Here is a 9,294-nt window from a genome sequence, read left to right as displayed (position 1 = left end):
ATTCACTAAGCTAAACTCGCTCCAACTTAATTGGATAGGTTTTCTTAGAAGCCCACTGAGTTACATAAATATTTTCGTCAGAGTCTACGCAAACATCATGTGGGTGCATAAAAATCTTGAAAGGGTCTTGCTTGCGTTGTTCTTGCAATTTATTGTTTTGATAAATTGGCTCGCTTCCCCCCGGAGTAGAAATTACACGGTCATTTTTATCTATAATTGTTATGTAACCAGAGTTTGGATAATCGCCCGCAGTTGAGCGATAGGCGGCACCATAAATGTTTTCACCTTTCAAAACAGGTCGGCAAATAAATGTTCCGGGCAAAGGAATCGTAGAAAGATATTTGCCATCAAGGGTAAATCTTTTCCAGCAATTGTCAATACGAGAAGTAATCAATAAGGTAGGAGAAAGCTTGTTTCGAGTATCAACCACCACGCCATGATTGCAATTAAACTTGTCGTCTGCATTGCCATTTCCGCCCCAATGACGAATATATTTGCCTTTTGAATCGTACTGCATTACATAATTCAAACCATATCCATCAGTTACATAAATATCGCCATTAGCAGGATTTACTGCACTTTCGGTAGGCTTAAACTGCGTTGGGAAGTCATAAACACCCGTTTCTTTGGGGTAATCAATCTTGAAAATGACTTTTCCTGTTAAATCAGTTTTGATAACTTGGTGGCGGTCAGTATCGCAAATCAATAAAAACTGTTCGCTACCTTCATTCAAAATCGTGAGACCATGCCCACCGGGGTAAGATGTTCCCCAAGTGTCTAACAATTTACCAGATTTGTCATAAATCAATACATTGTTTTTGGTTTCGTTGCCCAGCATTATTAGTCTTCCTTTGGCATCTTCTACCATTTCGTGACAATCGTTTACTGGGTTTTTTCCTGCATCTAATATGCCCCAACCAACCACAACTTTATATTTGTGGCTATTATGACCAATAATTATTTCATCATTTTTGCCATAACTAATTTCTGGAAATGTAGTGATAGCAGTCGCTAATCCACTGATTTTCAGAAAGTTACGGCGAGTTAAATATTCGTTCATAGTTTTAGCAATTAGCTTTTAAAGGTTGAATAGTATCAAAAAATTTATACGGTAACTTCATTTATTTTTGTAACAGGATTCATGATGTAGGTTAGAAGAGCGTTTTTACTTTGCAATTCAACTACACGAAAACCTCGGTAGGCTGTTCCCCAATTTCCACCAAAATGGGCATCAAACAAATAGGGTACACCATCTTGTGTCTTTATTCCTTCTTGGTCGTGGTCATGTCCGTTAAAAATGGCTCTTACATTTTTATGTTGCCTTATCAACTCTTGAAATTCTGGAGAATCTACTGCATTATCTGTCCATTTTACGGGAGTGATATGAATAAAAATAAAGACATTTTTTTTGTTTTTATGTTCATCTAATTTTTGCTTAAACCATTGAATATCAGGTGGCAAGTATTTCCCTTCCGCGTTGGACGTCGTGCCGAATAAAAAGGCATTGTTCCCTAAAACATAGTCATAGTTGAGAGGTACGCCCCAAATGCGTTCCCAATATTCGGGAGTAGCGTGGTCGTGATTGCCTTGCGTAACAAAATAAGGCATCAAAAAGTCATCAAAAATACTTTTGGCAGTTGCGAGCAAATCTGTTTGGTCATGAATTATATCACCATTGATGACACAAAAGTCAAGTTTTTGCTGCTTATGCTGTAAATTGACATTCTTGACAAGTGTTTCAAAATAATTTTGATAATCGGTTTTGGGTTGTCCAAAATGCCCATCGGAAGCGACAACGAAGCGTAAACGAGGTTTTTTTGCAGAAAACACTTCACCAAAAGCAGGTAAAATACTACCATCAGCGAGCAAGAAAGTAGCTAAAGAAATATTTTTAATAAATTCTTGGCGTTTCATAAGTTTGGGTTGAAGGTTATTTCAAAACATGAATTTGCATCTTTTATTTTATTCGTACAAAAAAATGAGAAATATTATTTACACCTGTTGTGCGTTTATCAATTTCAATTTCGGGAATGGCTTTAATTAAGTCCAAAAGTTTTTTATAACCAAAGTTTCGAGCATCAAAATCGGGTTGTTTTTTTGGAATTAAATTGCCCAAAACACCAAGAAAAACCCAACCGTCTTCTTCGGCAATATCATTGATGCTATCTAATATCAGTTTGATTAAATCTTTGTCTATTTTTGCTACCGTAGGAGTTGGCTCGGGTATAATATCAACCACTTGTTGAGCAATAGTTTTCTCAAGGATTGCCGCTGGTTTTTTACTTCTCTTAGTTGTTTTTTTCTGATTTGCTTTAACAGGAATAGGTTCTCGAATTTCTTTTTTCAAAATCTCGATATAGATAAATTTATTACAAGAAGCGATGAACGGCGAAGGAGTTTTCTTTTCGCCAATGCCAAAAACCTTCATGCCCGCTTCTCGAAGCCGAGTAGCTAACCTCGTAAAATCACTATCGCTCGACACAATACAAAAACCATCAACGCCGCCCGTATAAAGAATATCCATTGCATCTATAATCAAGGCAGAATCAGTGGAATTTTTGCCTTTGGTATAGCTATATTGTTGAATCGGCGTAATGGCGTTTTCAAGTAATACATTTTTCCATCCAGAAAGATTTACATTCGTCCAATCGCCATAAATACGCTTGAAAGTTGGTGTGCCATACTTGGCTATTTCCTCCAACATACCTTTAATATTTGCATACGGAACATTATCGGCATCAATTAGCACAGCAAGTTTGAGTTCTTTTGGCGTATCCATAAGATTGTTTTTTATTTCAAAGGTAATGATTTGAATGTAAAATTAAGAATGTAGAATTAAGAATGTTGCTGTTCGTCGTTTTGCATGTAAAACAAAAAACCACAAGCCTTACGACTTGTGGTTTTTTTATGATGTAAAAAAGTTTTACGAAACGGCTTCAGCAAGTACCAAAACTTTGTTATTGGATACTTCGACAACGCCACCGTCAACAACAAAAGTTTCTTTTTTGCCGTTTGCTTCGATGACTAAGTTTCCTTTCGCAAGTGTGCTAACGATAGGAGCGTGGTCTTTCAAAATTTGAAACCCACCGCCACTTCCCGGCAAAATTACCGAGTCAACCACACCAGCATAAACTTTTTTATCAGGAGTAATTATTTCTAAATTCATTTCTTATTTCAGATGCGAGATTCAAGATTCGAGATACAGTATAAGAGCTAATTTTTCATTCTCATATCTCATATCTCATATTTCGTATCTCAGTTATTTGTTCGCTTCTGCAATTAATTTCTCACCCTTGATTACAGCATCTTCGATAGTTCCTACTAAGTTGAAGGCTGATTCTGGAAGGTAGTCATAATCTCCGTCCATGATTTGGTTAAAGCCTTTGATTGTATCGTTAATATCAACCAAAACTCCTTTCAAACCTGTAAACTGCTCGGCAACGAAAAACGGTTGAGACAAGAAACGTTGTACACGTCTTGCACGTGATACTGTTAATCTATCTTCTTCCGAAAGTTCTTCCAAACCAAGGATTGCAATAATATCTTGTAATTCTTTATAACGTTGCAAAATCAACTTCACACGTTGGGCCGTATTGTAGTGAGCATCGCCCAAAATCTCTGCCGACAAAATACGTGAAGATGAATCTAAAGGGTCAACCGCAGGATAGATACCTAACTCAGCAATTTTACGACTTAATACAGTTGTTGCATCAAGGTGAGTAAATGTTGTTGCAGGAGCAGGGTCAGTCAAGTCATCGGCAGGTACGTAAACGGCTTGTACTGAGGTAATTGAGCCACGTTTTGTTGAAGCAATACGCTCTTGCATTGTACCCATTTCGGTTGCCAATGTAGGCTGATAACCTACCGCCGAAGGCATACGTCCCAAAAGGGCAGAAACCTCAGAACCCGCTTGAGTAAAACGGAAGATATTATCAATAAAGAAAAGAATATCACGACCTTTGCCTTCGCCATCTCCATCACGGAAGTGTTCGGCAATTGTCAAACCCGAAAGGGCAACTCTTGCTCTCGCTCCTGGAGGCTCGTTCATTTGACCGAAGATAAATGTCGCTTGTGATTCTTTCAAAGCTTCTCTATCTACAACGCTCAAATCCCAACCACCAGACTCCATCGAATGTTTGAATTTATCACCGTATTTCACGATACCAGATTCAATCATTTCACGAAGCAAGTCATTTCCTTCACGAGTACGCTCACCAACACCTGCAAATACTGAAAGTCCAGCATAAGCTTTGGCGATATTATTAATCAATTCTTGAATCAATACGGTTTTTCCAACACCCGCACCACCGAATAAACCAATTTTACCACCTTTTACATAAGGAGCCAAAAGGTCAATTACTTTGATACCTGTGAAAAGTACCTCAGTTGATGTTGCTAAGTCCTCAAATTTAGGAGCAGAACGGTGAATAGACATACCTTTGGTAGTAACTGCACCAAGACCATCAATAGCGTCGCCAACTACGTTGAACAAACGACCTTTGATTTCTTCGCCAGTAGGCATCATAATGGGCGAACCCAAGTGAAGTACTTCCATTCCACGTTGCAACCCTTCTGTTCCGTCCATCGCAATGGCACGAACTCGGTCTTCGCCAAGGTGTTGTTGTACTTCGAGAATTACTTTTTGACCGTTTGCCTTAGTTACAGACAAAGCATCAAGAATTGGAGGAATTTGTGAACTCTCCCCTTCAAAACTCACGTCCACTACGGGTCCGATAATCTGTGAGATTTTACCGATATTAGCCATTTATGAAGATTTTTTAAATTAAAATCTGAAATAATATTTTGAATGCTTTTATTTCGAGGTGCAAAATTAACTAATCAAGTTCTGAAAAGCAAAACTTGTGCAGCGTTTTTGTATTTTTTTTAGAGAAATGTTGTTTTTCTGCCCTTTTTGTTGGAGTAAAAGAGGAAAATTCTTTTGGGAACATTGTAATTTGTCGGCTTGCTTACCTTTGTGTATGTAGAAAAAGCCTAAATTGCAGTCGAAATATAATTTTAATGAAAATAATCGTCATCATTCCTGCTTTTAACGAAGCAAAATCTATTGATAAAGTAATTGCCGAAATCCCGCAAGATATTGTTGATGAGGTAGTTGTAGTAAATAATAATTCGAGCGATGAAACCTCAAAAGTTGCTCGCCAAGCAGGAGCAACGGTTTTGGATGAACTCCGTCAAGGCTATGGTTTTGCATGTTTGAAGGGAATTGATTATGCAAAAAAACAAAAACCTGATATTGTTGTTTTCTTAGATGCCGACTACTCCGATTATCCAGAAGAAATGCGAGAGCTTATCAAGCCAATTATCGAAGATAACTATGACATGGTGATTGGGTCACGGGCATTGGGCGAGCGTCAGGTTGGTTCAATGACAATTCCACAGATTTTTGGCAATTGGTTGGCTACAAGTCTTTTACGTTTATTTTATGGCGTTAGTTATTCTGATTTAGGCCCTTTTCGAGCAATTAGATTTGAATCGTTATTGGCATTAAATATGCAAGATACCACTTATGGTTGGACGGTAGAAATGCAACTAAAGGCAGCCAAAATGAAAATGAAAACCACTGAAATGGCTGTCAATTACAGACGAAGGGTTGGTAAATCTAAGATTTCGGGCACTGTAAAAGGAACAGTTTTGGCTGGTTATAAGATTATTACGACTATTTTTAAATACCTATAAACAAAACCTGTAAGGTCTGAGCGACCTCTTTTGTTAGAACTTACAGGTTTGATGTTATCGAAAACCGATGGAACTATTCATTCTTATTATATACGCCATTCCGTTGGTTTTTATATTTTCTTATAGCTTGGTGCAGTTGAGTCTGATTATTAATTATTTGGATATTGGAAATAAAAAAGCCCTCATCCTAAATCCTTCTCCCCCGGGAGAAGGACTTGAAAAACTCCCTCTCCTCCAAGGAGAGGGCAGGGGTGAGGTGATTTTAGACATTAAGTACCCTTTCGTAACTATTCAACTCCCCATCTATAACGAACTTTATGTCGTTGAGCGATTGATTGATGCTATTGCGGCCTTTGACTATCCAAAAGGACGTTTTGAAATACAAGTTTTAGATGATTCGACTGATGAAACGGTGGAGATTATTGCCTCAAAAATAAAAGGAATTCAAGCGAAAGGCATTGATATTCAGCATATTAGACGTGAAACTCGGCAAGGTTTCAAAGCAGGAGCATTGGCTTATGGTTTAAAAATATGCAAAGGAGAATTTATTGCTATTTTTGATGCTGATTTTGTTCCACCAAAGGATTTTCTGCAAAAAACGATTCCGCACTTTAATGTTCCAAATGTTGGTGTGGTGCAAACCCGCTGGCAACATCTCAACGAAAACTATTCTTTGCTAACGCAACTGCAAGCTTTTGGCTTGGATGCTCATTTTACTATTGAGCAAGGCGGACGAAATGCCGAAAGTCATTTTATTAATTTCAACGGGACGGCAGGAATTTGGCGAAAAACGACCATCGGAGATGCAGGCGGATGGTCGGCTGATACTTTGACCGAAGATTTGGATTTGAGTTATCGAGCTCAAATGCGAGATTGGAAATTTGTGTATTTAGAAAATGTTGGTTGTCCAGCCGAACTGCCCGTAACTATGAGTGCTGTGAAATCGCAGCAATATCGTTGGACGAAGGGGGCAGCGGAATGTGTAGTAAAAAATCTTCGTAAGTTATTGACCGATAGCCATTTAAGTATAGCTACAAGGCTACACGGATTTTATCATTTGATGAATAGTGCGGTATTTGTGGCGGTTTTTTTCTTGTCGATTTTGAGTTTACCGGTGATGCTTATTACCACAAAATCAGGCGATTATGACAGCTTTTTTCGATTTACGGCATTATTTCAAGTAAGTTGGATAATTCTTGGTACGTTTTATTGGATTTCTTTCAAAAAATCAGGGCTTGGATTTTTTGAGTTCGTAAAGCGGTTTATGCTGTTTTTGCTCTTTATGATGGGGCTTTCATTTCATAATACTATTGCGGTAGTAGAAGGTTGGCTGGGGCGAAAAACACCGTTTGTGCGTACGCCGAAATTTAATATCAGTAAGCAATCAGATTCTTGGCAAGGCAATAAATACTCAGCAAAAAGCATCAACAAAAGCACTTGGTTTGAGTTTTTGTTGATGCTTTATTTTATAATTGTTTTGATTGTCGAAATTCAGTTAAAAAATTTCGGCTTAGTACCTTTTCATTTGATGTTGATTGTGGGTTATGGAAGTGTTTTATTTTATACTTTTAGGCAAATGAAAATTTAGGGTATTCCGATTTCAAATCGGAAATAAAAAAGGTCGAAATTGCAAATTCCGACCAACAAAAATATTAGATTCCTTTCTACTCCTCCCAAGCCCAATCAATGCGGTGTTTCATGTCTTTTATTGCCATGCCATTGGCTTTGAAATAAGTTCGTATTTCATCAACTTTATCGTATTGTTGGTTGGCTTTATATTCTCGGTAAAGATTCAACATTCCGTTCAAAACTACCTCCGAATTTTCAGCTTTTTCTTCTTTCAAACCTAATATTTCCTCAATAAAAAGCACAAATTTTGTTTTTAACTCTTTAAAAGTTTCTTCACCAATAACAGCAGTTGGCAACTGATTCATATAAATCATATTGACATATTTCAACAAATTGAAAAGTTGAGCAATGGCAACCGCAGTATTCATGTCATCATTCATCGCATCATAAAACGCTACGATTGATTTTTCAATATCTTGCTTTTTCTTTTCATCAATAGCTACTTCTGTTTGCTCAAAACTAAGCGTTTTTGCTACACGCAAGCCATTTGTTAGGCGTTTAAAGCCTTTTTGTGCTGCTTTAAGGGCATCATTTGAGAAATCGAGTGTACCTCTGTATTGTGATTGTAGCATGAAAAACCGTACAGTCATTGGGCTAAAAGCTTGGTCGAGCAAAGCATGACTTCCTGTAAAAAGTTCTGAAGGCAGAAAAGAATTTCCCAAAGATTTTGACATCTTTTGTCCATTCACCGTCAGCATATTTGAGTGCATCCAATACTTTACTGGTTCTTTGCCAGTTATGCCTACGCCTTGTGCAATTTCACATTCGTGATGCGGAAATTTCAAGTCCATACCCCCACCGTGAATATCAAAAGTTGCTCCTAAATACTTGGCACTCATGCAAGTACATTCCAAATGCCAGCCTGGGAAACCCATTCCCCACGGACTTTTCCATTGCATGATATGTTCAGGACTGGCTTTTTTCCAAATAGCAAAATCAAGCGGATTACGTTTTTCTGCTTGTCCGTCAAGCTCACGAGTTTCGTTCAGAAGGTCTTCAATAATTCTACCCGAAAGTTTGCCATATTCATTTCCTTCAGCATTATATTTATTAATATCAAAATAAACAGAGCCATTGGCTTCGTAAGCTAAACCTTTTTCTATCAAGGTTTTAACTGCTTCTATTTGTTCAATTAAGTGCCCAGTTGCGGTTGGTTCGATACTTGGTGGCAGAAAATTAAATTGCTCCAAAACTGTATGAAAATCATTGGTGTATCGCTGTACGATTTCCATTGGTTCAAGCTTTTCGAGCTTTGCCATTTTACCGATTTTATCTTCTCCTTCATCGCCGTCGCCCACCAAATGTCCGACATCGGTTATATTTCTTACATAACGCACTTTGTAGCCGATATGAGTGAGATAACGATAAAGTACATCAAATGTCATAAATGTGCGAACATTGCCGAGATGCACATAATTATAGACCGTTGGCCCGCAAACGTACATTCCAACATGGTTGGGTGTAATTGACTCAAATGTTTCTTTTTGACGAGTAAGGGTATTATAAATTTTCAGATTTTGCATACGAAGACTAAGGATAGAATTTGGAAGCGGTTCGCCGCCCGTTCGGAATGATAGAATGAAAAATATTTCACAGATTTTATCAAAACTCTTTGTTTTCAAGAAAAAATAAAAGGAATTGACTAAATTTTTGAATAATTAGCGTAATGCGATTACCGACAGCAACAACATCGAAAAGAAGAGGTGAAAAGCATTTCTTGGGAGATTTTTTACAAAATTACGGAACGTTAGGTAAATTCTAAGCACATAAAGGCATTTATTATGCCAAAATCTTGACAGGATTATTAAGATTTTAGGATTTGTAGGATTTATTACTTGATTTTTAAAGATTAAACCCTTTACTTACAGCTATCAGGGTTTGTTCATAAAAAAAAAGGTTACTTAAATATTGCTGGTATTAACTTCCAGTTTTTAGTCAATTTTTCTCTTAGGATGGATTTATTACCAC

At 37.5% G+C, this 9,294-nt stretch carries 8 protein-coding genes; 2 read left to right on the top strand and 6 right to left on the bottom strand.

The window, feature by feature from the left end; translation table 11 throughout:
- Positions 1-10: 10 nt before the first annotated feature.
- From ACH2CJ_RS05120 to atpD, 5 genes are all read right to left on the bottom strand, one after another.
- The gene (locus ACH2CJ_RS05120; RefSeq protein ID WP_394991166.1) at positions 11-1,060 is read right to left on the bottom strand and encodes a 6-bladed beta-propeller; all 1,050 of its coding nucleotides are present in this window, start codon (positions 1,058-1,060) and stop codon (positions 11-13) included.
- A gap of 44 nt (positions 1,061-1,104) precedes the next feature.
- The gene (locus tag ACH2CJ_RS05115) at positions 1,105-1,914 is read right to left on the bottom strand and encodes a metallophosphoesterase family protein (protein WP_394991165.1); all 810 of its coding nucleotides are present in this window, start codon (positions 1,912-1,914) and stop codon (positions 1,105-1,107) included.
- A 43-nt stretch (positions 1,915-1,957) separates the two neighbouring features.
- A complete protein-coding gene (locus ACH2CJ_RS05110; RefSeq protein ID WP_394991164.1) occupies positions 1,958-2,779 on the bottom strand; it encodes an NYN domain-containing protein in 822 nt (273 codons plus the stop codon).
- Between the two features lie 144 nt (positions 2,780-2,923).
- Positions 2,924-3,166, bottom strand: coding sequence for an ATP synthase F1 subunit epsilon (gene atpC / locus ACH2CJ_RS05105; RefSeq protein ID WP_394991163.1), 243 nt, complete (start codon positions 3,164-3,166; stop codon positions 2,924-2,926).
- 93 nt (positions 3,167-3,259) lie between these two features.
- Positions 3,260-4,765 (bottom strand): F0F1 ATP synthase subunit beta, encoded by a 1,506-nt coding sequence (gene atpD / locus ACH2CJ_RS05100; RefSeq protein WP_394991162.1) that lies wholly within the window; start codon positions 4,763-4,765, stop codon positions 3,260-3,262.
- A 254-nt stretch (positions 4,766-5,019) separates the two neighbouring features.
- Between atpD and ACH2CJ_RS05095 the strand changes: the two genes are divergently transcribed.
- Positions 5,020-5,697 carry a glycosyltransferase family 2 protein gene (locus ACH2CJ_RS05095; protein ID WP_394991161.1) on the top strand — a complete coding sequence of 226 codons (678 nt, stop codon included), beginning with the start codon at positions 5,020-5,022 and terminating at the stop codon, positions 5,695-5,697.
- Positions 5,698-5,764: 67 nt separating this feature from the next.
- Complete coding sequence (locus ACH2CJ_RS05090; protein ID WP_394991160.1) at positions 5,765-7,285, top strand: cellulose synthase family protein; 1,521 nt, start codon at positions 5,765-5,767, stop codon at positions 7,283-7,285.
- Positions 7,286-7,361: 76 nt separating this feature from the next.
- Here ACH2CJ_RS05090 and cysS read toward each other — a convergent pair whose 3' ends face one another.
- Entirely contained in the window at positions 7,362-8,849 is a 1,488-nt protein-coding gene (cysS, locus tag ACH2CJ_RS05085; protein WP_394991167.1) for a cysteine--tRNA ligase, read from the bottom strand.
- Positions 8,850-9,294 lie beyond the last annotated feature (445 nt).

Origin of the sequence: Emticicia sp. (genome assembly GCF_043780375.1) — a bacterium.
Lineage (GTDB): Bacteria > Bacteroidota > Bacteroidia > Cytophagales > Spirosomataceae > Emticicia.
Note: the sequence above shows the minus strand (reverse complement) of the source record. Positions and strands in the feature narration are given on the sequence as shown.

What these genes read in the sequence shown, in the direction of transcription:
- ACH2CJ_RS05115 (WP_394991165.1), bottom strand. Translation starts at nt 1,914, where the DNA reads ATGAAACGCCAAGAATTTATTAAAAATATTTCTTTAGCTACTTTCTTG.
- ACH2CJ_RS05090 (WP_394991160.1), top strand. Translation starts at nt 5,765, where the DNA reads ATGGAACTATTCATTCTTATTATATACGCCATTCCGTTGGTTTTTATA.
- ACH2CJ_RS05095 (WP_394991161.1), top strand. Translation starts at nt 5,020, where the DNA reads ATGAAAATAATCGTCATCATTCCTGCTTTTAACGAAGCAAAATCTATT.
- ACH2CJ_RS05120 (WP_394991166.1), bottom strand. Translation starts at nt 1,060, where the DNA reads ATGAACGAATATTTAACTCGCCGTAACTTTCTGAAAATCAGTGGATTA.
- cysS (WP_394991167.1), bottom strand. Translation starts at nt 8,849, where the DNA reads ATGCAAAATCTGAAAATTTATAATACCCTTACTCGTCAAAAAGAAACA.
- atpC (WP_394991163.1), bottom strand. Translation starts at nt 3,166, where the DNA reads ATGAATTTAGAAATAATTACTCCTGATAAAAAAGTTTATGCTGGTGTG.
- atpD (WP_394991162.1), bottom strand. Translation starts at nt 4,765, where the DNA reads ATGGCTAATATCGGTAAAATCTCACAGATTATCGGACCCGTAGTGGAC.
- ACH2CJ_RS05110 (WP_394991164.1), bottom strand. Translation starts at nt 2,779, where the DNA reads ATGGATACGCCAAAAGAACTCAAACTTGCTGTGCTAATTGATGCCGAT.